General features: G+C 68.1%; 22 protein-coding genes. 17 read left to right on the top strand and 5 right to left on the bottom strand.

Features of this window, described 5'->3' with window-relative positions:
• Genes ACE3N9_RS16085 through ACE3N9_RS16075 form a run of 3 tightly spaced genes read right to left on the bottom strand, consistent with a single transcriptional unit; the run spans position 1 to position 2,698 of the window.
• Positions 1-1,239 carry a thiolase family protein gene (locus ACE3N9_RS16085; RefSeq protein ID WP_374285415.1) on the bottom strand — a complete coding sequence of 413 codons (1,239 nt, stop codon included), beginning with the start codon at positions 1,237-1,239 and terminating at the stop codon, positions 1-3.
• An 11-nt stretch (positions 1,240-1,250) separates the two neighbouring features.
• Complete coding sequence (locus ACE3N9_RS16080) at positions 1,251-2,033, bottom strand: enoyl-CoA hydratase/isomerase family protein (protein ID WP_374285412.1); 783 nt, start codon at positions 2,031-2,033, stop codon at positions 1,251-1,253.
• Positions 2,030-2,698: a cysteine hydrolase family protein gene (locus ACE3N9_RS16075; protein WP_374285410.1), complete on the bottom strand. Its 669-nt coding sequence runs from the start codon at positions 2,696-2,698 to the stop codon at positions 2,030-2,032. Before ACE3N9_RS16075 ends, ACE3N9_RS16080 begins: the two co-directional genes overlap by 4 nt.
• 126 nt (positions 2,699-2,824) lie before the next feature.
• On the opposite strand from ACE3N9_RS16075, the gene ACE3N9_RS16070 reads away from it, so the two are divergent.
• Positions 2,825-3,826: an AraC family transcriptional regulator gene (locus ACE3N9_RS16070; RefSeq protein ID WP_374285408.1), complete on the top strand. Its 1,002-nt coding sequence runs from the start codon at positions 2,825-2,827 to the stop codon at positions 3,824-3,826.
• Positions 3,827-4,267: 441 nt separating this feature from the next.
• On the opposite strand, the gene ACE3N9_RS16065 is transcribed toward ACE3N9_RS16070, so the two are convergent.
• Positions 4,268-4,846: a PAS domain-containing protein gene (locus tag ACE3N9_RS16065; RefSeq protein WP_374285433.1), complete on the bottom strand. Its 579-nt coding sequence runs from the start codon at positions 4,844-4,846 to the stop codon at positions 4,268-4,270.
• A gap of 147 nt (positions 4,847-4,993) precedes the next feature.
• Here ACE3N9_RS16065 and folE point away from each other — a divergent pair, with 147 nt between their 5' ends.
• The 4 genes from folE to ACE3N9_RS16045 are packed head-to-tail and all read left to right on the top strand — an operon-like array spanning position 4,994 to position 7,491.
• Positions 4,994-5,608, top strand: coding sequence for a GTP cyclohydrolase I FolE (gene folE / locus ACE3N9_RS16060; RefSeq protein ID WP_374285405.1), 615 nt, complete (start codon positions 4,994-4,996; stop codon positions 5,606-5,608).
• Positions 5,609-5,627: 19 nt separating this feature from the next.
• The gene (locus ACE3N9_RS16055) at positions 5,628-6,584 is read left to right on the top strand and encodes an NAD(P)/FAD-dependent oxidoreductase (RefSeq protein WP_374285403.1); all 957 of its coding nucleotides are present in this window, start codon (positions 5,628-5,630) and stop codon (positions 6,582-6,584) included.
• Complete coding sequence (locus tag ACE3N9_RS16050; RefSeq protein ID WP_374285401.1) at positions 6,568-7,308, top strand: SDR family NAD(P)-dependent oxidoreductase; 741 nt, start codon at positions 6,568-6,570, stop codon at positions 7,306-7,308. The genes ACE3N9_RS16055 and ACE3N9_RS16050 overlap by 17 nt, the downstream gene beginning before the upstream one ends.
• 12 nt (positions 7,309-7,320) lie before the next feature.
• Positions 7,321-7,491 (top strand): DUF2256 domain-containing protein, encoded by a 171-nt coding sequence (locus ACE3N9_RS16045; protein ID WP_374285399.1) that lies wholly within the window; start codon positions 7,321-7,323, stop codon positions 7,489-7,491.
• Here ACE3N9_RS16045 and ACE3N9_RS16040 read toward each other — a convergent pair.
• Entirely contained in the window at positions 7,450-8,961 is a 1,512-nt protein-coding gene (locus ACE3N9_RS16040; RefSeq protein ID WP_374285396.1) for a cryptochrome/photolyase family protein, read from the bottom strand. The two genes, ACE3N9_RS16045 and ACE3N9_RS16040, sit on opposite strands and share 42 nt — an antisense overlap.
• 126 nt (positions 8,962-9,087) lie before the next feature.
• On the opposite strand from ACE3N9_RS16040, the gene ACE3N9_RS16035 reads away from it, so the two are divergent.
• The 12 genes from ACE3N9_RS16035 (at position 9,088) to ACE3N9_RS15980 (ending at position 20,813) form a co-directional block, all read left to right on the top strand.
• Positions 9,088-9,411: a PilZ domain-containing protein gene (locus tag ACE3N9_RS16035; protein ID WP_374285394.1), complete on the top strand. Its 324-nt coding sequence runs from the start codon at positions 9,088-9,090 to the stop codon at positions 9,409-9,411.
• Between the two features lie 44 nt (positions 9,412-9,455).
• Positions 9,456-10,442 carry an ATP-binding protein gene (locus tag ACE3N9_RS16030; protein WP_374285392.1) on the top strand — a complete coding sequence of 329 codons (987 nt, stop codon included), beginning with the start codon at positions 9,456-9,458 and terminating at the stop codon, positions 10,440-10,442.
• 94 nt (positions 10,443-10,536) lie between these two features.
• Entirely contained in the window at positions 10,537-11,577 is a 1,041-nt protein-coding gene (locus tag ACE3N9_RS16025) for a substrate-binding domain-containing protein (protein ID WP_374285390.1), read from the top strand.
• A 19-nt stretch (positions 11,578-11,596) separates the two neighbouring features.
• Positions 11,597-12,970, top strand: a complete 1,374-nt coding sequence (gene pstC / locus ACE3N9_RS16020) for a phosphate ABC transporter permease subunit PstC (RefSeq protein WP_374285387.1) — start codon at positions 11,597-11,599, stop codon at positions 12,968-12,970.
• Complete coding sequence (gene pstA, locus ACE3N9_RS16015) at positions 12,963-13,865, top strand: phosphate ABC transporter permease PstA (protein ID WP_374285385.1); 903 nt, start codon at positions 12,963-12,965, stop codon at positions 13,863-13,865. The genes pstC and pstA overlap by 8 nt, the downstream gene beginning before the upstream one ends.
• Positions 13,866-13,869: 4 nt before the next feature.
• Positions 13,870-14,637, top strand: coding sequence for a phosphate ABC transporter ATP-binding protein PstB (gene pstB / locus ACE3N9_RS16010; protein ID WP_374285383.1), 768 nt, complete (start codon positions 13,870-13,872; stop codon positions 14,635-14,637).
• 11 nt (positions 14,638-14,648) lie between these two features.
• Positions 14,649-15,341, top strand: a complete 693-nt coding sequence (phoU, locus tag ACE3N9_RS16005; protein WP_374285380.1) for a phosphate signaling complex protein PhoU — start codon at positions 14,649-14,651, stop codon at positions 15,339-15,341.
• Positions 15,341-16,030: a phosphate regulon transcriptional regulator PhoB gene (gene phoB / locus ACE3N9_RS16000; protein ID WP_374285378.1), complete on the top strand. Its 690-nt coding sequence runs from the start codon at positions 15,341-15,343 to the stop codon at positions 16,028-16,030. The genes phoU and phoB overlap by 1 nt, the downstream gene beginning before the upstream one ends.
• A gap of 52 nt (positions 16,031-16,082) precedes the next feature.
• Positions 16,083-18,095 carry a TonB-dependent receptor gene (locus ACE3N9_RS15995; RefSeq protein ID WP_374285377.1) on the top strand — a complete coding sequence of 671 codons (2,013 nt, stop codon included), beginning with the start codon at positions 16,083-16,085 and terminating at the stop codon, positions 18,093-18,095.
• A 67-nt stretch (positions 18,096-18,162) separates the two neighbouring features.
• Entirely contained in the window at positions 18,163-18,951 is a 789-nt protein-coding gene (locus tag ACE3N9_RS15990; protein WP_374285375.1) for a class II aldolase/adducin family protein, read from the top strand.
• A 13-nt stretch (positions 18,952-18,964) separates the two neighbouring features.
• On the top strand, positions 18,965-19,504 hold the full coding sequence (locus tag ACE3N9_RS15985; RefSeq protein WP_374285373.1) for a (2Fe-2S)-binding protein: 540 nt from the start codon (positions 18,965-18,967) through the stop codon (positions 19,502-19,504).
• A 28-nt stretch (positions 19,505-19,532) separates the two neighbouring features.
• Positions 19,533-20,813 (top strand): NADH:flavin oxidoreductase/NADH oxidase family protein, encoded by a 1,281-nt coding sequence (locus ACE3N9_RS15980; RefSeq protein WP_374285371.1) that lies wholly within the window; start codon positions 19,533-19,535, stop codon positions 20,811-20,813.
• The last annotated feature ends 112 nt before the right edge of the window (positions 20,814-20,925 follow it).

Below are 20,925 nucleotides of genomic sequence, written 5' to 3'. Positions count from 1 at the left end.
TCAGTCCTTCGCGAAGAGGTTCACCGCGACCACGGCTTCCTCGATCCCCAGCAGCCCGCCGCCGTTCTCGTGCGCGGCGATCCGCGCGCCTTCGACCTGCCGCGCGCCCGCTTCGCCGCGCAGTTGGGTCACCAGTTCGTGGATCTGTCCCAACCCCGTCGCGGCGATCGGGTGGCCTTTGCCCTCGAGCCCGCCCGAGGGGTTGACCGGCACCCGCCCGCCCAGCGTGAAATCACCGCGCTCCGCTGCTGGCCCGGCCAGTCCGAACGGCACCAGCCCCAACGCCTCGACATTGAGCAGTTCGCCCATCGCGGTGGCATCGTGGACTTCGGCCACATCGACCGCATCGGGCCCGATCCCGGCGCGGTCATAGGCGCGCTGCGCGGCGCGGTAGCCGATCCCCTGTTCGCGGTTATCGGGGTCGTGTTCGATCCCGGTGAGGATCACGCTGGCGAGGACCTTTACCGCCCGCCCCGAGGTACCAAGCTTGCGAAGTCCCGCCGCGCTGCACACCACCACGGCAGCGGCACCGTCGCTGATCGGCGAACACATCGGCAGGGTCAGCGGAAAAGTGATCGGCGGTGCGGCCATGACCTGCTCGATGCTCATCGCATCGCGGAACTGCGCCAGCGGGTTGTGGGCCGAATGCGCGTGGTTCTTCGCCGCCACCGCCGCAATCTGGCGCTGTGTGGTGCCATAGCGCCGCATGTGCTGGCGGCAGAACGCGGCATAGACATCCATGAACACGCTGTAGGGCTTGTCCGAGGTCGTCCCCGGCGGCGGTTCCACCCCTGCGCCCAGTGCCAGCAAGGTCGCCTTGTTCGCCTCGACCGTCTCGACGTCCCAGCCGCTGTCGAACACCGCGAACATCCGCGCCTTGTCGGCGATGTTCATCTTTTCCGCGCCCAGCGCCAGCACCACGTCGGCCTCGCCCGCCTTGATCGCCGTGACCGCGAGGTTGAACGCGGACGAGCCCGAAGCGCAGGCGTTCTCGACGCTGAACACCGGCACACCTGACAGGCCTGCCCGGCGCGCCGCGATCGGGCCGGGGATCGAATGCTGCCCCTGCAGCGCGCCATTGGTGGCCGAGGTGAAATAGACCGCCTCGATGGCCGCCGCATCCGCGCCCGCATCCTGCAGCGCCAGCGCAGCTGCCGCGCTCGACAGGTCATGGATCGATTTGTCGATATGGCGGCCGAACGGGGTCATCCCCACTCCGGCGATGAAGACTTCGGTCATAACGGAGCTCCTCAGCGGCCGGTAAAGCGCGGCGCGCGCTTTTCGGCGAAGGCGGCGATCCCTTCGGCCAGATCGGCCGAGCGCTGGTGCAGGCGCAGCATGACCTGTTCGTGGAGCAGCGCATCGGCGCGGCTCTTGTCGGCGCTGGTCCGCGCGACTTCCTTCATTCGGCGCAGCGCGATCGGGCTCTTGAGTGCAATCGCCTGCGCGAGCTTGAGGCTGGCTTCGCCAAGTTCCGCGTCGGGATGAACCTCGCTGATCAGCCCCAGCGCCTTGAACTCCGCAGCCGGGAGCGTCTTGCCGGTGAACAGCAGGTACATCGCGGTGTTGAGCGGCAAGACCCGCGGCAATACCGCCGCGCCGCCGCCGCCGGGATAGACCCCGAAGTTAGCATGTGCATCGCCGATCTGCGCACTTTCGGCAGCGATCAGGATATCGGCGCACATCGCCAGTTCGAGCCCGCCGGCCATGGTCACCCCGTTGAGCGCGGCGATTAGCGGCTTGGGAAAGGCGGCGAGCAGTTCAAGCACTTCGCGCGCACGGTCAAGAAAGTCCGGCTCGCCCGGCGCGGGCTGGCCGGCCAAAGCCTGCTTGAGATCGGCCCCTGCACAGAACGCCGGCCCGGCCCCCGTCAGGATCAGCACTCGGCATTCCTCGTCGGCGGCGAGGCGCGGAAGCTCGGCCTTCAGGCAATCGAACATCGCCAGATTGAGCGCGTTCATCGCCTGCGGCCGGTTCATTAGCAGCCGGGTTACGGGGCCGTGGGTTTCGACAAGCAGGGCGGGTTCACTCATTGCAGCTGGTTTCCTTCAAGCAGGCCAATCATTTCGGAGGCGGTGCGCAGATCGGCATGGCCGCCAACACTGCCGAGCGAGGCGTTGTGTTCCGCATCGGTCATCGCTGCGGTGGCATCGGTGATGAAGAACACCTTGAAATCCATCTGGCAGGCATCCCGCGCGGTGTTCTCGCAGCAGTAATTGGTGATCGCCCCGACGATGATCAGCGTGTCGATCCCGCGTGCGCGCAGCTGCTCGGCCAGGTCGCACGACTGCGAGAGCATCGCGCTGCTGCGGTACTTGTCGACCACCAGATCGCCGGGCGCGCGGTCGAGCCGGGCGGACAGCGCATGGCCGGGGCATTCCGGGCGCAGCATCGCCGCCAGCGGGCCATAGGCGGCAGACTGCTCGAACCAGTCCGGGCGGACAAAGCGCGGATCGTCGCTGGTGCTGGCCCGGGTGAACACAACCAGCGCCCCTGCTGCCCGCGCCGCTGCAATGATCGCATTGACATTGGGCAGCACGTCGCGCGCGTTCTGGCTGGCATAGGGCTGGCCTTCATCGACGAAGGCGACCTGCAGATCGATCACCAACAGCGCGGTGCGGGCCGGATCGGGGCGATCGAAGCGAAAGCAGGGCCTTGTCCCGTCGCTCAGATGCGGTGGCAGTTCGATCCTGTGCATCGCTTTCCCGACTCCCCGGTTGGTGCTGATGCCTGCTTGCCGGGGATCCGCGCGCTGCGCCTGTCCGCGGCGAGCAATCGCCGGTCATTTGCGTTTGATTGCGCCTTGGCTAAGCTGGCGCAGGTCATGACGGATCCTGCCGCCCTCCCATCGGTCATTGCCGGTTACACCGGAGCGATCGGGCGCGCGCTGGAAGCGGCGGGAGTGCCGAGCGGACCAGTCTTCGCCGCCGCCGGGATCGAGCCGCCGGGGCGCAATGACCCGCTCGAACGCCTGTCCACCCGGCAAGTCACCGACCTGTTCCGGATCTGCGTCGAGCGGACCGGCGATCCCTATTTCGGGCTCAGCGTGGCGCGCTATATCCACGCCTCTAACATCCATGCGCTGGGCTATGCGCTGATGGCGAGCCGGACCTTGTGGGAGTTCTGCCTGCGGCTGGAGCGCTATTTCGCGATCGTTTCGCAAGCCGCCGTGCTGCGGCTGGAACGCGACGAGCAGCGCGTGCTGCTGCACTTCGATCCGCGTACCCCGCTATGCGGCGAGACCGAGGATGCGTTCCAGGCCTTTGTGCTGCGGTTCATGCGGCTGCTGCTCAATGCGCCGCTGGCGCCGTCACGGATCGGCCTGATGCGCGCTTGCCCGGCAGGCGGAGCGGAGCCCTATTACGACGCGTTCGGCACGATGCCGACTTTCGGCTGCCGCGAAGGCCTGATCGAATTCGATGCGGCCCTGATCGACCAGCCGCTCGCCGGATCATGCCCCGATCTTGCCCAGTTCAACGACCGCATCGCCAACGATTGCCTGGCCAAACTCAGCCGATCCGACATCGTCGCCCGGACCCGCGCCGCGATCGTCGAACAGCTGAGCAGCGGCCATTGCACGCGCGGCCAGATTGCCAGGGAACTGGGGCTCAGCCAGACCGTACTGCAACAGCGGCTTGGCGAACGCGGCACCGGCTTTCACGAGCTGATGGAAGAGACCCGCCGCGAACTCGCCATGGGTTACCTGCGCCAGCCCGAACTTTCGATCACCGAGATCGCCTTCCTGCTGGGCTTCACCGACGCGAGCAACTTCAGCCGGGCGTTCAAGCGTTGGACAGGACAGGCGCCGAGCAGCGTTCGAGCATGAACGGACGCTACGTCCTGAACTGACGATCCACCTTAATGAATGGCTGAAATTGAGGCTCGTCCATGGGCCTTCAATCGTCGGCTTTGTCGGCGGTGCCAGCCATTCGGCGCAGTGGGCAGAAAGCGACCAACTTGAGCCGTTTCGTAGCAGGCGCTTGAAAGTCCGCTCACGCCGAGAACTGTCGTTGGCACATGCCTGAGCATGCAGGCAGAGGCGCCAACATAGCGGGCGGTCCGGACTTCACGTGGGCGTGTCGTTAGCTGATGTGCGTTCATCGAGGAAACGGCACGCGCTTCGCCTGGGACCTTGGTGATCAGCAAGGCCGTAGCCCGCAGCATCGAGGGCTGACCGTACCATTCAGTGGGGGCGGGTCACGTGGAAGTGTGCGGTCGGACTATTTCGCCACGGCGGCGGCCCGAACCGGGCGTGCCGCCCGGCGCATCACAGCCCGGCTTCGATCGCGATGCGAATCGCTTCGGCCACGGTGCGCACGCCCAGCCCGCGCAGCATGGCGGCGCGGTGCATCTTGATGGTGCGTTCGGTCAGGCCAAGGTCGAAGGCGATCTGCTTGTTGAGCCGCCCCTTGGCCAGCGCTTCGAGGATCTGGAGCTGGCGGCGGCTGAGCGCTTCGATCCTGGCGCGCGCCTGTTCGTGGCGGCTCGCCCCGGCATCGTCGATCGCCATCTGCGAGCCGAGGAAATAGCGCAGGTCCCCGCGCTCGTCGAACAGCGGGGCGATCATCACCGCGTTGCGGAACGGCGTGCCGTCCTTGCGGTAGTTGATCAGTTCGACCATCACCGGGCGGCGCTGCGCCACTGCCTCGCGCAGCATGGCGGTCTGTTCGGGTTCGGTGCGCTCGCCCCGCAGGAACCGGCAGTTGCGGCCCACGATCTCGCCCTCGTCATAGCCGGTCAGCTGGCGGAACGCCTCGTTGCAGGCGATGATCGGGTTATCGGGCTGGCACGGGTCGGAAACGACAGCGGCGACATTGCTGTTGGCGATCAGGTCTTGCGGCGACATTTCCATTTAACTCATTTCCTGACCGACTGTCCGTAAGGCCATATCGCAGAGCCCCGCGCGAAAGCCTAGATGGAACAAGCCGGCCGCCGCACCGCCCATCCCCCTCCCGGCGGCGGCTGGCAAACCATTCAGCGCAGGAACCGCCCCATGAACATCATCCACGGCCAGTTGCTGGCGGAACAGCGCAGCGACAAGCTGCCGGTTCCCGACCAGGTCCAGGAAGCGATCCGCACCCTGCTGCGCTGGGCGGGCGACAATCCCGAGCGCGAAGGCCTGCTGGACACCCCGGCCCGCGTTGGCCGGGCGTGGAAGGAATATTGCGCGGGCTATGACGAGGACCCGGCGGTCCACCTGCAACGCACCTTCGAGGAAGTTGCGGGCTACGACGAAGTCGTGCTGCTGCGCGACATTCCGTTCCATTCGCACTGCGAACACCATCTCGCGCCGATCGTCGGCACCGCCTCGATCGCCTATCTGCCAACCGACCGGGTGGTGGGCATTTCCAAGCTGGCGCGGGTGCTGCACGGCTATGCCCGGCGCCTGCAGATCCAGGAACGGCTGACCGCCGAAATTGCCCAGTGCATCTGGGACAACCTGCGTCCGCAGGGGGTGGCCGTGGTGATCAAGGCGCAGCACGGCTGCATGACCGGGCGCGGCGTGCGTACCCACGGCGTCGACATGGTGACCAGCAAGGTCCTGGGCTGCTTCCGCGACAATGACAGCAGCCGCAAGGAAGTGCTGTCGCTGATGGGCCATAATTAAGGCAGGAGCCGCGAAGGCCATGAAGGTCGGGATCGTCGGCGCCGGCATTGCCGGGCTGGCCTGTGCCGAGCGGCTGCGCCGCGACGGCATTGCCAGCGTTCTGCTCGACAAGGGCAAGCGCCCGGGCGGGCGGCTGTCCACCCTGCGGCTGGAGGGCCTCGCCTGGGATTTCGGCGCGCAATACCTCAATCCGGGCGATGGCGCTTTCGCCGCCGAAGTGCGGCAGTGGCGCGAACGCGGCTGGGTTGCGCCCTGGCCCGCCGGGCCGCAGGGCGCGCTGGTCGGGATGCCGGCCATGGCCAGCCTGATCGAAGCCCAGTGCGAGGAGCATGACGTGCGCTTCGGCGCGGCAGTGCAGCGGATCGAAAGCGACGGGCTGGCCTGGCACGTCAGCGGGCCCGGCCTGTGCGAAGGGCCGTTTGCCGCGCTGGTCGTTGCCATTCCGGCGGAACAGGCCGCCCCGCTCCTGTCGCTGCACGACCTGGCGATGGCGCGCGAGGCGGCCAGCGCGCAGTCGCAGCCGTGCTGGACCGTGATGGCCGCCTTTGCCGAGCCGCTGGCCGGGCTGCCCGCCTTCCTGCGCGATGCCGGGGCGATTGCCTGGGCAGCGCGCAACAATTCCAAGCCCGGCCGAGGCGAGGCCGAATGCTGGGTCATCCAGGCCGGTGCGCAATGGTCGCGCCAGCACCTGGAAGCCGCGCGCGAAGATGTGGCCGATCTGCTGCTGGGCCAATTCGCGCGGGCCTGCGGCCGCGATCTGCCCGCGCCAACCTTTCTGAAAGCGCACCGCTGGCGCTTTGCTTTGCCATATGGCGAGCGCGGCGCGGTGCTGTGGAACCCGGCGCTGCGCCTGGGAGCCTGCGGCGACTGGTGCCTGCCCCCGCACATCGAAGGGGCGTGGCGCTCGGGCACGCAGCTGGGCGAACGGGTCGCCGCCGCGCTGCTGCCACTGCGGGTCGGTGGCGCCGTTGGGTGAAGTGCCCAGTGGCAGCGCGGTGGTGTTCGGCGCGGGCGGCGCGATCGGCCGCGCGCTGACCGCGCGGCTGCTGGCGGGCGGACGCTTTGCCGAAGTTTACGCCGGACAGCGCCGCGCGGATATGGCTAGCCTGCCCGGCGCCATCCCCTTCGCGTTCGAGTTGACTGACGAAGCTTCGATAGCCGCTGTGGCAGAACAGGTGTCCGCGCCGCTCCGGCTGGTCATCGTCGCCACCGGGCTGCTGCACGATGAGGCGCGCGGCATCGTGCCGGAAAAGAGCCTGCGCGCGCTGGATGCCGGGGTGATGGCCCAGGTGCTGGCCGCCAACACCATCGGCCCGGCGCTGATCGCCAAGCACTGCCTGCCCCGGTTCCCGCGCGGCGAACGCACCGTGTTTGCCGTGCTGTCGGCGCGGGTCGGCTCGATCGGGGATAACCGGCTGGGCGGGTGGCATTCCTACCGGGCGAGCAAGGCCGCGCTCAACATGCTGGTGCGCAATTTCGCCATCGAACTGGCGCGCAGCCACCCGCAGGCGGTGGTCGCCGCGCTGCACCCCGGCACGGTCGACAGCCGGCTGTCCGCCCCGTTCCAGCGCGGGGTTAGGCCGGGCAAGCTGTTCAGCCCCGACCAGTCCGCCGGGCACCTGCTATCCGTGCTGGACAGGCTGACTCCCGCCGACAGCGGCGGGCAGTTCGCCTGGGACGGCGCGCGGATCCCGGACTGAGCGCGGCCCGCCATGCCCAAGATGCGCCGCAAGGGTGATCTTCCCACCAAACCGTGCCTGACCTGCGGGCGTCCGTTTGCCTGGCGGCGCAAATGGGCGCGCGACTGGGACGAGGTGAAGTATTGTTCCGACCGCTGCCGGTCAGGCAAGGCCGGCCAGAAACCGCTCGGCATCACGCCATAGCTGCTCCTGCCGGTCGGGAGCGAACCGCTCCCAGGTGCGCACCGCCTGGGCCATGCGCGGATTGCGCGCCAGCCGATCCTGGTGGCGCGCCACGAAGTGCCAGTAGAGCAGGTTGAACGGGCAGGCGCGCGGCCCCGCCTTGGCCTTCACGTCATAGGCGCAGGTCCGGCAATAGTCGCTCATCCGGTCGATATAGGCGCCGCTGGCGGCATAGGGCTTGCTGGCCAGCAGCCCGCCATCGGCAAACTGGCTCATCCCGACGGTATTGGGCAGTTCGACCCATTCATAGGCATCGGCATAGACCGCCAGATACCATTCGTGCAGCGCATGGGGGTCGATCCCCGCCAGCAGCGCAAAATTGCCGGTCACCATCAGCCGCTGGATGTGGTGGGCATAGGCCTCGTCGCGGGTCTGGGTGATGCAGGCGCTGAGGCAGGCCAGGTCCGTCTCGCCGCTCCAGTAGAATTCAGGCAGCGGGCGGTGCGCGTCCAGCGCATTGACCCGGTCATAGCCCGGCATCCGCCACCAGTAGATCCCGCGCACGAATTCGCGCCAGCCGATGATCTGGCGGATGAACCCTTCCGCGCTGTTGAGCGGTACCCGCCCGGCGCGCCATTCCGCCTCGACCGCGCGGCACATCGCCAGAGGATCGAGCAGCCCGGCGTTGAGATAAGTGGAAACAACCGCGTGGAACAGGAACGGCTGGCCCGCCAGCATCGCGTCCTGATAGGTGCCGAACTGCGGCAAGGCATGGCGCAGGAACTGGGCAAAGGCGGCTTCGGCATCGGTGCGCGTGACAGCGAACCAGAACGGCTCGAGCGTGCCGAACCGGTCAGGAAAGCGCGCCGCGACCATGTCCAGCACTTCGCGGGTGATCGCATCGGGGGCAAAGCGCGGCGGGCGCGGCATGGCAAGATCGGGGTCCGCCCGGCTGCGGTTCTCGGCATCGAAATTCCACCGCCCGCCGGCGGGTTCGCCGCCGTCCATCAGCAGCCCGGTCTTGCGCCGCATCAGGCGGTAGAAGTGCTCCATCCGCAGGCCCTTGCGCCCCTCGGCCCAGGCAGCGAAGCCGTGCCGGTCCGCCAGAAAGCGGTCGTCGGGCAGGATTTCCAGCCCCGGCCACTCGCGCATCTGTTGCAAGAGGCGCCATTCGCCGGGTTCCGTCACCACGGCTCGCGCGTGCCCATGGCGCGCCATTGCCCGGCGCAGTTCGCCGCCCAGGGTGCCGGTGTTGGCGGGATCGTCCAGCCGGACATAGTCCACCTGCCAGCCATCTGCGCGCATACCTTGCGCGAAATGGCGCATGGCGGAAAACACGAAGGCCAGCTTCTTGCGGTGGTGCGGGACATAGTCCGCCTCGGCCATGACTTCGGCCATCAGCACGCGGTCTGCCGCGCGGTTCGCGCCGCGCAGCGCCGCAAGCTGCGGGCTGAGCTGGTCGCCCAGGATCAGGATGGTGCGCCCGGTCATCCCCGCCGGCTAGGCCAGGCCCGGCCGCCTGGCAGCCTGTCCACGGGGGAAGGCCGCGCACCCTAGGGAGCATTGACGGTCCACCGGTTTACCGATGCTTCAGAGGTTCGCACTAGGCATCTGCCCATGCAACCCCGACAGGAAACCAGATCGCCGATCCTGTGGCGCGTGCAAGTGCGCGCGGAAAACGGGCTGCGCAGCTTTGGCCACATGATCGACCTGTCGGCCGGCGGCTGCTGCATCGAGGCCGAGGACAAGCCCCCGCGCATCAAGTCGCGCATCCTCGTCCGCCCGGACGGGCTGGATGGCTTTGCCGCCCAGGTGCAATGGGTCCGGGGCCGGCAGTTCGGCGCGGCATTCGACCGGCCGATCTACGGCCCGGTGCTGGACCACTTCGTCCGCAAGCACGCCGCCCTGGCACCGTACGTCTCGCTGGGCGCCCTGGGCTGAGCGCGCTTGCGCCCGCGCCATGCGGCGCGGTAGCATGATCGGCGATGACCGCCGCCGAAACCGCCCTGCTCGAACATTTCGAAACCCCCGCGCTGGTCGTGCGGCAGGGATCCGTAAGCTTTGCCAACCAGGCGGCGCGCGACCTGCTGGGCGCGCACGTGGTGGGGCAGGACGCGCGCATTGCGATTCGCGACCCGCAGGTGGTGGCGCTGATCAATTCACCGCACGGCGGCAGCGCGATCGTCGAAGGGCTGTCGGTGCGGTCCAGCCGCTGGAAGGTATCGTGCCACGTGCTGCCCGGCGGCGGGCGGCTGGTGGTGCTGGACGACCTGTCGGTGCGGGTCAGCGTGGCGCGCGCCCATGCCGATTTCGTTGCCAATGCCAGCCACGAGCTGCGCACCCCGCTGGCGGCGATCCTGGGCTATGTCGAAACGCTGGAGGATCCCAAGGCCGGCGCGGACGAGGCGACCCGCACCCGCTTCCTCGGGATCATCCGCCACGAGGCCAAGCGGATGCAGGCGCTGATCGAGGACCTGATGTCGCTCAGCCGGATCGAGGCCGTGAAGCATGATGCGCCGACCGAGCCGGTCGACCTGCTGGCGCTGGCGCGCGAGGCGGTGGGCGAAGTGGCCGGTCGGGCCGAAGTGACGCTGACCACCAATTGCCAGGCCGCCCCGGTAGCGGGCGATCGCGGCCAGCTGGCGCAAGTGCTGCGCAACCTGATCGACAATGCGATCAAGTATGGCCGGGCGGGCGGAACCGTGACCCTGACGCTGGAGGCGACCCCGTCGGGCCGGGTGGCGGTGAGCGTGCATGACGAAGGCCAGGGCATCGCGCCTGAACACCTGCCGCGCCTGACCGAGCGGTTCTACCGCGCCGATACCAGCCACAGCCGCGCCACCGGGGGCACCGGGCTGGGCCTGGCGATCGTCAAGCACATCGTGGAACGCCACCGCGGCCGATTCGATATTGCCAGCCAGCCCGGCATGGGCACCACGGCTTCGTTCATCCTGCCCCTGATTCCGGCCTGAACCCGCGCATTTGCGCGCACGGGCGGCGGTGTCATCAAACTGTCACGCAACCTTCATATCCGCCCTCTCGACACACCCTGACCAAGAGGTTGCCATGCCTTCGTTCCGTTCGCTGAGTCTCGTTGCCCTGTCCTCGCTGGCGCTGGCCGCCTGTGGTTCGGGCGGTTCCTCCGGTTCGCGCGATTTCGTGCGTGCGGTGGGTTCCTCCACCGTCTATCCGTTTGCCACCGCGGTGGCCGAAGCCACGGCCAAGGCCGCTGGCGTGAAGTCGCCGGTGATCGAATCGACCGGCACTGGCGCGGGCATGAAGCTGTTCTGCGCGGGCCTGGGCGCCCAGCACCCCGACATCGAGAACGCCTCGCGCCGCATGAAGAAGAGCGAGTACGAGGAATGCGCCAAGAATGGCGTCAAGGACATCATCGAAATCCAGGTCGGGCTTGACGGGATCGCCTTTGCCGAAGGCACCAATGGCCCGAACATGAAGCTGACCCCGCTTGACGTCTACAAGGCGCTGGCGGCCAATCCGTTCGGCAAGCCGAACACCGCCAAGACCTGGGCCGACGTCAACCCGTCGCTTCCGGCCGATCCGATCCTGGTTTACGGCCCGCCCTCGACCTCGGGCACCCGCGATGCGCTGGCCGAGCTGATCCTGACCAAGGGCTGCGAAACCGACCCGGCGATGAAGGCCCTGAAGGACACCGACAAGGACGCCCACAAGAAGTTCTGCACCGGCGTGCGCGAAGATGGCGCCTATGTCGACGCTGGCGAGAACGACAACCTGATCGTCCAGAAGATTGCCGAAAATCCCAAGGCGATCGGCGTGTTCGGGTTCTCGTACCTGGAAGAAAACACCACCAAGCTGAAGGGCATTCCGATGTCGGGCGTGATGCCGACCTATGCCTCGATCGTCGATTTCAGCTATCCCGGCGCGCGTCCGCTTTACCTCTATGTCAAGCAGGGCCACCTCAACGCGATCAAGGGGCTGAAGGACTATGTCGGGCAGTGGGCTGCGGCCTGGGGCCCGGACGGTTACCTGAAGGCCAAGGGCATGGTCATCGCGCCGGACGATGTCCGCGCGAAGAACGCCGAAGTGGCGGCCAAGTTCAGCCTGATGGACCCGTCGACCCTGAAGTGATGCAGCGAAAGAACCCTGCGTGATTTCCCAGATCGTTCTTCTGGTCGTGCTTGGCCTGGGGGTAACCGGCTGGTTTGCCGGTCGCGCCCGGGCCAGGACGCTCTATTCGGGGCGCGGCTCGCTTGCCGCGGTCCCCAGCTATCATGGCTGGCACGTGGCGCTGTGGGCGCTGGTTCCGGCGCTGGTGGTCTGGGCCGCATGGGCGGGGATCGCCCCCGGCCTGGTGCGCGCGGCGGTGCTGGCCGATCCGGCCGCCGCCAGCCTGCCCGCTTTCGACATGGAGCGCGACGCGATCCTGGCCGAGGCCCAGGCCCTGGCCCGCGATCCCTTTACCGGGGCGTTCAATCCCCAGGCGGAACAACTGGCCCCCGTGTTCGGCGCGATCCAGACCCGCTTCGGCCTGATCGGCGCGGCGCTGGCGCTGCTGGTCGGCTTTGCCGGCGCGGCTTGGGGCTATACCCGCGTGCGCAGCGACTTTCCCGCCCGCACCAAGGTCGAACGCGCCACCCTGCTGGGGCTGCTGCTGGCTTCGCTGGTGGCGATCCTGACCACGGCGGGGATCATCGCGTCGCTGCTCTATGAAACCGGGCTGTTCTTTACTCACGTTTCCCCGATCGACTTCCTGACCGGGACCCACTGGGCCCCGCGCGTCGGCACCGATGCCGAACTGGGCAAGGATTTCGGCGCCGTACCATTGTTCTGGGGCACGCTGTTCATCGGCGCGATCATCGCCATGATCGTGGCGATCCCGCTGGGCCTGATGAGCGCGGTGTTCCTGACCCAGTATGCCACGCCGACGCTGCGTAAGTGGCTGAAACCGATGCTGGAGATCCTGGCCGGCATCCCGACCGTGGTCTACGGCTATTTCGCCGCGCTGACCGTGGCCCCGCAGGTGCGCGATTTCGCCGCCTGGATGGGCATGGCCAATCCGTCGACCGAAAGCGCGCTGGCCGCCGGCATGGTGATGGGGGTGATGATCATCCCGTTCGTCTCCTCGATGGCGGACGACAGCATCGCCGCCGTGCCGCAGGCAATGCGCGACGGCAGCCTGGCGATGGGCGCAACCAAGAGCGAGACGATCAAGAAGGTGCTGCTGCCCGCCGCGCTCCCCGGCATTGTCGCGGGCGTGATGCTGGCGATCAGCCGCGCGATCGGCGAAACCATGATCGTGGTCATGGCCGCCGGGGCCGCGGCGCGCCTGTCCGCCAATCCGTTTGACAGCATGACCACGGTCACCTTCCAGATCGTCCAGCTGCTGACCGGCGACCAGGAATTCGACAGCGCCAAGACCCTGTCGGCCTTTGCCCTGGGGCTGGTCCTGTTCATCGTCACCCTGGCGCTCAACGTGGTCGCGCTGCGCGTGGTCAAGAAATACCGGGAAGCCTATGACTAGCGCCCTACCCCATTCGCAGTGGCAGGACCCCGCGATGCAGCGGCGGCTGAAACGCCGCCATGCCGCCGAAGCCCGCTTTCGCATCATTGGCCTGGTCGCGGTCGGGCTCAGCCTGGCGTTCCTGGCCTACCTGCTGTTCACCATGCTGCGGCAGGGGCTGGGCGGGCTGGACTGGTCGTTCCTGACCGGGTCGGATTCGACCGAGGCCAGCGTGGCCGGGATCTGGGGCGCGGCCAAGGGCTCGGTCCTGACCATGGGCGTCACGCTTGGGCTGTCGTTCCCGCTGGGTGTGCTGGCGGCGGTCTATCTGGAAGAATTCGCTCCCAAGGGGCGGCGCTGGGTGGAATGGGTCGAAGTGTCGATCAACAACCTGGCCGCCGTGCCGTCGATCATCTTCGGCCTGCTCGGCCTGGCGGTGTTCATCAACACGCTGCACATGCCGCGTTCCAGCCCGCTGGTGGGCGGCATGACCCTGGCGCTGATGACCATGCCGGTGATCGTGATTTCGGGGCGCAACGCGCTCAAGGCCGTGCCCCCGTCGATCCGCGATGCCGCGCTGGCGGTGGGCGCCAGCCCGGTCCAGGCGGTGTTCCACCATGTCCTGCCGCTGGCCCTGCCCGGCATCCTCACCGGCACGATCATCGGCATGGCCCGTGCGCTGGGTGAAACCGCGCCGCTGCTGATGATCGGGATGCGCGCCTTTGTCGCCACCCCGCCGGGCGGGATCACCGATCCGGCCAGCGTCATGCCGATGCAGATCTTCCTGTGGTCGGACGAAATCGACCAGGGCTTTGTCCAGAACACTTCGGCGGCGATCATCGTGCTGCTGGCGCTGCTGCTGGCCATGAACGGCCTGGCCATCTACCTTCGCAACAAGTTCGAGACCCGCTGGTAACCCCATGACCAACCCACAGCTCAAGATCGAGGCCCGCGCCGTCAACGTCTTCTACGGCGAAAAGCAGGCCATCAACGATGTCTCGATCGACATCTCCACCGGGGCGGTCACCGCCTTCATCGGCCCGTCGGGCTGCGGCAAGAGCACGTTCCTGCGCACGCTCAACCGGATGAACGACACCATCGCCGGCTGCCGCGTGACCGGCGAGATCCGGCTGGACGGCGAACATATCTACGGCAGCGGCATGGACGTGGTCGAACTGCGCGCGCGGGTCGGCATGGTGTTCCAGAAGCCCAACCCGTTCCCCAAGTCGATCTACGAAAACGTCGCCTATGGGCCGCGCATCCACGGCCTGGCCGGGGTCAAGGCCGATCTCGACGCCATCGTCGAGAAGTCGCTGCGCCGCGCCGGCCTGTGGGACGAGGTCAAGGACCGCCTGTCGGACGCCGGCACCGCGCTGTCGGGCGGACAGCAGCAGCGCCTGTGCATCGCCCGCGCGATCGCCGTCAGCCCCGAAGTGATCCTGATGGACGAGCCGTGCTCGGCGCTCGACCCGATCGCCACCGCGCGGATCGAGGAACTGATCGACGAGCTGAAGGACCGCTACGCCATCGTCATCGTCACCCATTCGATGCAGCAGGCCGCCCGCGTGTCGCAGCGCACCGCCTTTTTCCACCTTGGGACCATGGTCGAATACGGCGAAACCTCGCAGATCTTCACCAATCCGCGCGAAGAGCGCACCAAGGATTACATCACTGGCCGCTACGGCTGAGGAACGGACACATGGCCGAACATACCGTCAAGGCATTCGACAACGAGATTTCCCAGCTGCGCGGGCTGATCGCCGAAATGGGCGGGCTGGCCGAAGTGGCGATCAGGGACGCGATGGAAGCGCTGGTCAAGCGCGATGAAGCCAAGGCCCAGGCCGTGGTCGCCGCCGATGCCCGGCTCGACGCGCTCGAGGCCGAGGTTGACCGGCTGGCCGTGCGGATCATCGCGCTGCGCGCGCCGATGGCCGACGACCTGCGCGACGTGATCGCCGCGCTCAAGATTTCCGGCGTGGTCGAACGCATCGGCGACTATGCCAAGAACATCGCCAAGCGCGTCGGGCATATCGAACGGCTCAAGAAGTTCGAACCGCTGACCCTGATCCCGGCGATGGCCGACATTGCCCAGGGCATGGTCCGCGACGTGCTCAACGCCTATGGCGCGCGCGATGCGGAACTGGCGATCGAAGTGATCGAACGCGACGAGAAGCTGGACAATTTCTACGACAGCATCTTCCGCAACCTGGTGGCCCACATGATGGAAAACCCGGCGACCATTTCCAGCGCGGCGCAATTGCTGTTCATCACCCGCAACATCGAACGGATCGGCGATCACGCCACCAATGTCGCGGAAATGGTCTATTTCGCCGCCACGGGCATGTACCACGCCGGGCGTGAAAGCCCGGTCGAAGGTGACGAGGTCGACTGATGGCACTGTCCGTCCTCATCGTCGAGGATGACGTGGCCCTTTCGGGCCTGCTCGAATGGCATTTCAAGTCCGACGGCTATGACGTGCGCGTCACCCCGGACGGCGAGGAAGCCCTGCTGATGGTCCGCGAAAGCCAGCCCGACCTGATCGTGCTGGACTGGATGGTCGAAAGCCTGTCCGGGATCGAGGTTTGCCGCCAGCTGCGCCGGGCCAAGGAAACGGCCCGCCTGCCGATCCTGATGCTGACCGCGCGCGGCGAGGAGGAAGACCGCATCCGCGGCCTCAAGACCGGGGCCGACGATTACGTCACCAAGCCGTTTTCCCCGCGCGAGCTGCTTGCCCGGGTCGAGGCACTGCTGCGCCGCAGCCGCCCCGCGCTGGAAGATGGCGTGCTGCGCGTGGCCGACCTGGAACTGGACCCGGTGGCCCACCGCGTCCGCCGGGGGGGCGAGGCGGTGAAGCTGGGGCCGACCGAATTTCGCCTGCTGCGCCACTTCATGGAACGCCCCGGCCGGGTCCATTCGCGCGCCCAGCTGATCGACGCGGTCTGGGGGATGGACAGCGACATCGACGAACGCACGGTCGATGTCCACGTCCGCCGCCTGCGCCAGGCGGTCGACCGCCCCGGCACGGACAGCGTGATCCGCACGGTCCGGGCGGCGGGATATGCCATCGAATTTTCGGAATGACCGCTTTCCGTCATTGAAAAGTCAGGTCCGAACGGCAATGGCCCGCACCATCATGCGCCGTACCCTTGCCTCGCTGGCCCTGCCCGCAATCGCCCTGCTGCCCGCCGCCGCCCATGCCGAGGACGCCCCGGAGGAAATCGTCGTCACCGGACGCGGGCTGGACCGCAGCCAGAGCGATCCGGTCTATGCCGCCGTCACCATCGACAGCGCCCGCGCCGCCGCGTCGGCTTCCGGGCGGCTGGAAGACGTGCTGTCGGCCGTGGCGGGCTTCCAGCAGTTCCGCCGTTCGGACAGCCGTTCGGCCAACCCTTCGGCGCAAGGGGTGACCTTTCGCGGGCTGGGCGGCAACGCCTCCAGCCGCACCCTGCTGCTGCTTGACGGCGTGCCACAGGCCGATCCGTTCTTCGGCTTTATTCCCTTTTCAGCGATCACCCCGGAACGGCTGCGCGCCGCCCAGGTGACGCGCGGCGGCGGTTCCGGCGCCTTCGGGGCGGGGGCCGTGGCCGGGACGATCGACCTGCACAGCGCCGGGCCGGATGACCTGGCCCTTCTCGAAGCGCGCGCTCTGGTCAACGATCGCGGCGAGACGGAGCTGGGCGCCACGCTCGCTCCGGACCTTGGCGGCGGCTTTGCCGTGCTGTCGGGCCGGTGGGACCGGGGCCAGGGGTTCTGGACCACCCCGCCCGCCCAGCGCGTGCCCGCCAGCGTCCGCGCCGGCTATGACAGCTGGTCCGCCGCGCTGCGCGGCGTGGCCCCGATCACCCCCGACATCGAATTGCAGGCCCGCGTGCAGGCCTTTGACGACCGGCGCGAGCTGCGCTTTGCCGGCGCGCGCAACACCTCCAGCGGGCAGGACGCCAGCCTGCGGCTGGTCGGCAAGGGCGCCTGGCAGTTCGACGCGCTGGCCTATGTCCAGGTGCGCAATTTCTCCAGCGTGGTGATCTCCTCGACCTCGTTCCGCAAAAGCCTGGACCAGTATCGCACCCCGGGCACCGGGCTTGGGGCCAAGCTGGAACTGCGCCCCCCGGTGGGCGGCGGGCACGAGCTGCGGCTGGGCGCGGACTGGCGGCTGGGCACCGGCCGCACCCAGGAAACCGCCTATAACGCGGGCACCGGCGCGGTTACCGTGCGCCGCCGCGCAGGCGGACGCAACAGCGACCTTGGGCTTTACCTGGAAGACACCCTGACGCTGGGCACGCTGGAGCTGACCGGCGGGCTGCGCGCCGACCGCTGGACGGTAAGCCGCGGATCCTACGCCGAAACCAATGCCGCCGGCACGCCGACGCTGACCAACCTGTTCGCGGATCGCAGCGGCTGGGAAGCCAGCTGGCGCGGCGGCGCGCGCTGGCAACTGGCGCCGGTGCTGGCGCTGCGCGGCGCGGCCTATACCGGGCTGCGCCAGCCAACGCTGAACGAGCTGTACCGCCCCTTCGCGGTGTTCCCCGTCACCACCCGCGCCAATGCCGCGCTGCGAGGCGAGGACCTGCTAGGCTATGAAGCGGGGATCGACCTGACCCCTGGTGGCGACATCCGCATCGGCGCCACCGTGTTCGACAACAAGGTCCGCCATGCCATTGCCAATGTCACCATCGGCACCAACCTGCGCGAACGCCGCAACGTCGATGCGATCCGCTCGCGCGGGGCGGAACTCGACATCGCCGTGCCGCTCGGTGCGCTGCGCTTCGATGGCTCGCTGGCGCTGATCGACGCCGAAGTGCGCGCCAGCGGCGCGTCCGCCGCACTCAATGGCAAGCGCCCGGCGCAGGTCCCGAAGCTTGCCGCCAGTGCCACCCTGGCCTGGACCCCCGCGCCGGGCTGGCTGGTCGCGGGCACGCTGCGCCACACCGGCATGCAGTTCGAGGATGACCTGCAGACCGACCGCCTGCCCGCCGCGACCACGTTTGACGCCGTGGTCAAGGTCCCGCTGGGCCAGCGCCTGACCGTGGTGCTGCGCGGCGAAAACCTGACCGACGAGACGGTGGTCACCCGCAACCAGGGCGGCTCGATCGACTATGGTACGCCCCGCACGCTGTGGGCAGGGGTGAGTGTCGCCATCGGGCGGTAACGGGCCGGTGTTGCGTCCGGGGCAGCAGACAGTTACTTCGGTTGCAAACACGAACCGGAGGATCTGCATGGCCACCCAATCCAGCGCGCCCACCAGCCATCATGGCGGCCGCAACGTCGACTGCAGCGAGGAAGAATGGCAGGCCCGCCAGCAGCTGGCCGCGTGCTACCGGGTGTTCGATCACCTGGGGTGGTCGGAATCGATCTACAACCACATCTCGGTCAAGGTCCCGGGCGAGGATAACGCCTTCCTGATCAATCCCTACGGGTTGCTCTATTCCGAAGTCTGCGCCAGCAACCTGGTCAAGATCGACATCGACGGCAACACGCTGGATGGCAGCCCCTATCCGGTGAACAAGGCCGGGTTCGTCCAGCATAGCCTGTTCCACCGCCACCTGCCCTGGGCCCACGCCATCGTCCACACCCACACCACCGCGACCATGGCGGTGTGCAGCCTGGAAGGCGGGCTGCAGCCGATGAACTTCTATGCCTGCAACTTTGCCGGGCGGCTGGCCTATCATGACTTCGAAGGCATCACCGTGCGCGCCGAGGAAGGCGAGCGGCTGCTGCAGAACTTGGGCGACAAGCGCATCCTGATGCTGAAGAACCACGGCCCGGTGATCCTGGGCCGGTCGATCCCGGAGATCTTCATCCTGCACTGGTCGCTGCAACGCGCCTGCGAGATCCAGCTGGCAACGATGGCGGCCGGCCAGCCGGTGGTGATCCCGGACGAAGTGGTCGCCGTCCACCAGCGCGACCTGCACGAGGCGAACGTGCCCGGCCATGTCCCCGGCGGCGCCGATTTCGCTGCCTGGGTGCGGCGGATCGACAAGATCGACCGGTCCTGGCGCGACTGAGCCAGGCCGGCGCATGACCCGCCTGACCGTCAACGAACGGCCCGTCGAATTCAGGATGGACCCGCAGACCCCGCTGCTGTGGGCGCTGCGCGATGCCGCCAACCTGACCGGCACCAAATATGGCTGCGGGGTGGGCGATTGCGGCGCCTGCATGGTCATGATCGATGGCGAGGCGCTGCGCAGCTGCCTGATCACGCTGGCCGAAGCCGAAGGCCGCGTCGTCACCACGATCGAGGGGCTGTCGCCCGACCGCTCGCACCCGGTGCAGCAGGCGATGGTCGCCGAACAGGCGATCCAGTGCGGGTTCTGCACGCCCGGCATCGTCATGTCGGCCGCCGCGCTGCTCGCCCGCAATGCCGATCCGACGCCGGAAGATATCAAGGCCGCCGTGCCCAACCTGTGCCGCTGCGGGGTCTATCCGCGCCTGGTCCGCGCGATCCAGCGCGCCGGGCGGGTGGCGCGGCGGCTGGAAGCGATCAGCGCCGCACCCGCGCCCGGGCTGACGCCCGAAGATGCGGCGCGCGCCGTGCCGGCAATGAAGCCCGCGCCATAGCGGGCCGCCAAATGGGGGGAACTTACCGATGATCGAACAACCGCTGACCCTGCCCTGCGGGGCCGTGCTGCCCAACCGCCTGTCGAAAGCGGCGATGACCGAAGGGCTGGCCGACCCGCGCGGCGTGCCGACAGCAGAACTGGAACGGCTCTACCGCGTGTGGGGCGCGGGCGGCGCAGGCATGCTGCTGAGCGGCAACGTCCACGTCGACGGCGATCACCTGGAACGGCCCGGCAATGTCATCATCGACCGGCCCGCCGATGGCGCAATGCTCGATGCGCTGCGCCGCTGGACCGGTGCGGCCAAGGCGCAGGGCGCGCAGTTCTGGGCGCAGATCAGCCACGCCGGGCGCCAGACGATGAAGCCGGTCAACGCCCATCCCAAGGCGCCCTCGGCGGTCAAGCTGGGCCTGCCCGGCGGCCAGTTCGGCCAGCCGGTGGCGCTGACCGGGGCCGAGATCGACGAGCTGATCCGCCGCTTTGCCCAGGCCGCCGCGGTCTGCGCCGAAGGCGGGTTCGACGGCGCACAGATCCACGCCGCGCACGGCTATCTGATTTCCCAGTTCCTCAGCCCGCGCGCCAACCAGCGCACCGACCAGTGGGGCGGCAGCCTGGAAAACCGCGCCCGCTTCCTGCTCGAAGTGGTCAAGGCCACCCGCGCCGCCGTGCCCGCCGGGTTCGCCGTGTCGGTCAAGCTCAACAGCGCCGATTTCCAGCGCGGTGGCTTTGCCTTCGAAGACAGCCTGCAAGTGGCGCGCTGGCTGGAAGCGGCCGGGGTCGACCTGATCGAGATTTCCGGCGGCACGTATGAACAGCCGCGCCTGCTCGGGCTGGAAGGGATGGAGCCGGTCGAACAGCCGGGCGTCGCCGCCTCGACCATCGCGCGCGAGGCCTATTTCGTCGATTTCGCCCTGGCGATGAAGGACACGCTGAAAGTGCCGCTGATGGTCACCGGCGGCTTTCGCAGCCGCGCGGCGATGGAGGAAGCCCTGGCCAAGGGCGCGGCCGACGTGATCGGCCTGGGCCGGCCGCTCTGCGCCCAGCCCGATGGCGCGGCCCGGCTGCTGGCCGGCGCGGCGGAACTGCCCCGCGCCGAACAGGGCCTGGCGCTGTTCCCCCCGGCGCTGTCGTTCCTCACCCGGATCAAGGCACTGCGCGCGATTGACAGCTTCGCCGCGCAGTTCTGGTTCTACAGCCAGATCTACGCACTGGGCCGCAGCGGCCAGACCGATCCCGGCAAAAGCGTGTTCGCCGCCATGCTCGAAGTGGAACGCACCCAGAAGGCCTGGCTCAAGGCCCGGCGCAGCTAGGGTCAGGACCCATTAGCCGCACCTTCGAGGCGGCAGAATGGCGAACATATCGGGCGGAAATTCCCGCCGGGAAGGCTGGTTGCCTTTCCAAGGGAATTTTCGTTCGAGATGG

The organism is Novosphingobium sp., from assembly GCF_041905565.1.
Taxonomy (GTDB): domain Bacteria; phylum Pseudomonadota; class Alphaproteobacteria; order Sphingomonadales; family Sphingomonadaceae; genus Novosphingobium.
The sequence above is the reverse complement of the archived record's forward strand: the minus strand, read 5'-3'. Positions and strand labels throughout refer to the sequence as shown.

Bases quoted from the DNA above. Each gene is read 5' to 3' on its own strand.
- ACE3N9_RS16085 (WP_374285415.1), bottom strand. From the start codon at position 1,239: ATGACCGAAGTCTTCATCGCCGGAGTGGGGATGACCCCGTTCGGCCGC.
- ACE3N9_RS16080 (WP_374285412.1), bottom strand. From the start codon at position 2,033: ATGAGTGAACCCGCCCTGCTTGTCGAAACCCACGGCCCCGTAACCCGG.
- ACE3N9_RS16075 (WP_374285410.1), bottom strand. From the start codon at position 2,698: ATGCACAGGATCGAACTGCCACCGCATCTGAGCGACGGGACAAGGCCC.
- ACE3N9_RS16070 (WP_374285408.1), top strand. From the start codon at position 2,825: ATGACGGATCCTGCCGCCCTCCCATCGGTCATTGCCGGTTACACCGGA.
- ACE3N9_RS16065 (WP_374285433.1), bottom strand. From the start codon at position 4,846: ATGTCGCCGCAAGACCTGATCGCCAACAGCAATGTCGCCGCTGTCGTT.
- folE (WP_374285405.1), top strand. From the start codon at position 4,994: ATGAACATCATCCACGGCCAGTTGCTGGCGGAACAGCGCAGCGACAAG.
- ACE3N9_RS16055 (WP_374285403.1), top strand. From the start codon at position 5,628: ATGAAGGTCGGGATCGTCGGCGCCGGCATTGCCGGGCTGGCCTGTGCC.
- ACE3N9_RS16045 (WP_374285399.1), top strand. From the start codon at position 7,321: ATGCCCAAGATGCGCCGCAAGGGTGATCTTCCCACCAAACCGTGCCTG.
- ACE3N9_RS16040 (WP_374285396.1), bottom strand. From the start codon at position 8,961: ATGACCGGGCGCACCATCCTGATCCTGGGCGACCAGCTCAGCCCGCAG.
- ACE3N9_RS16035 (WP_374285394.1), top strand. From the start codon at position 9,088: ATGCAACCCCGACAGGAAACCAGATCGCCGATCCTGTGGCGCGTGCAA.
- ACE3N9_RS16030 (WP_374285392.1), top strand. From the start codon at position 9,456: ATGACCGCCGCCGAAACCGCCCTGCTCGAACATTTCGAAACCCCCGCG.
- ACE3N9_RS16025 (WP_374285390.1), top strand. From the start codon at position 10,537: ATGCCTTCGTTCCGTTCGCTGAGTCTCGTTGCCCTGTCCTCGCTGGCG.
- pstA (WP_374285385.1), top strand. From the start codon at position 12,963: ATGACTAGCGCCCTACCCCATTCGCAGTGGCAGGACCCCGCGATGCAG.
- pstB (WP_374285383.1), top strand. From the start codon at position 13,870: ATGACCAACCCACAGCTCAAGATCGAGGCCCGCGCCGTCAACGTCTTC.
- phoU (WP_374285380.1), top strand. From the start codon at position 14,649: ATGGCCGAACATACCGTCAAGGCATTCGACAACGAGATTTCCCAGCTG.
- phoB (WP_374285378.1), top strand. From the start codon at position 15,341: ATGGCACTGTCCGTCCTCATCGTCGAGGATGACGTGGCCCTTTCGGGC.
- ACE3N9_RS15995 (WP_374285377.1), top strand. From the start codon at position 16,083: ATGCGCCGTACCCTTGCCTCGCTGGCCCTGCCCGCAATCGCCCTGCTG.
- ACE3N9_RS15990 (WP_374285375.1), top strand. From the start codon at position 18,163: ATGGCCACCCAATCCAGCGCGCCCACCAGCCATCATGGCGGCCGCAAC.
- ACE3N9_RS15985 (WP_374285373.1), top strand. From the start codon at position 18,965: ATGACCCGCCTGACCGTCAACGAACGGCCCGTCGAATTCAGGATGGAC.
- ACE3N9_RS15980 (WP_374285371.1), top strand. From the start codon at position 19,533: ATGATCGAACAACCGCTGACCCTGCCCTGCGGGGCCGTGCTGCCCAAC.